The sequence below is a fragment of the Streptococcus parasanguinis genome (genome assembly GCF_001578955.1).
GTDB lineage: Bacteria > Bacillota > Bacilli > Lactobacillales > Streptococcaceae > Streptococcus > Streptococcus parasanguinis_U.
Genome location: NZ_KQ969697.1, coordinates 1 through 766 on the forward strand (window position 1 = coordinate 1; position 766 = coordinate 766).

Sequence of the window (766 nt, forward strand, 5' to 3'; positions counted from 1 at the left end):
ATTTACAAAATATTCGGAACCGCTTGTAATATATAGGTGGTTGTGTTATACTTAAGATGTAAAATATGAAAGAAAGGAGAAATACAATGGTTATTTCAAGTAAAGAATTTCAACCAGTGCTTGCTGATGTTATAAAATTTATTGCAGATGGTAAGATTCCAGAACCAGCTTGCGAACAGTTTCAAAAGCAACAAAATCAAGTTGCTGATGAGTTGGGTATAGAATACCAAAATAATATTGGCTTGTATGAAATTTTTGATTATTGTGAGAAAAACAATATAGATAATGAATCAGTAAATTTGTTATTTAGTGCGTTGAAATATAATAATCAGAACATCAAGAACTTGTATGGATTGAAATAAATTTCTTTTCGTCGGCACAATCTAAAAAAGCACGGCGATCAAGCAAAGCGTCAAGGAGGAAAGTCGAAGACGTACCTTGCGCGGCGCTGTCGTTGTGCTAGATTGTGAAAGACGAAAGAAAAGAAATTTATTTTGAAATCCTAAACGAATCTTTTCAGAGGTGGGGTCAAGCGTCCTACGCTTGTCGGGTCTGGGCAGAAGCCCAGAGGGAAAATTAAGGGTTTACATCTAAAAAAAATTGATGTAAAATAAAAATGTCTGTTAGTTGTTCGAGCAACTAACAGACAATAAAAAAATCTTACTTAGACCGGCAAGTCAACTTAGTAAGATTCTCATATTTTTCTAACTAAAAAGATTATAGCAGATTGACTTTGTAAAGTCAATCATATAATTTTATAAAAATT

1 protein-coding gene is annotated in these 766 nt (G+C 32.8%); it reads left to right on the plus strand.

Going from position 1 to position 766, the window contains the following annotated elements; genetic code table 11:
- Nucleotides 1–86 precede the first annotated feature (86 nt).
- On the plus strand, nucleotides 87–362 hold the full coding sequence (locus tag SPADD19_RS10745) for a hypothetical protein (RefSeq protein WP_061455976.1): 276 nt from the start codon (nucleotides 87–89) through the stop codon (nucleotides 360–362).
- Nucleotides 363–766: the final 404 nt, after the last annotated feature.

Excerpts from the sequence above, each read along its gene's own strand:
- SPADD19_RS10745 (WP_061455976.1), top strand. The coding sequence starts at position 87 with ATGGTTATTTCAAGTAAAGAATTTCAACCAGTGCTTGCTGATGTTATA.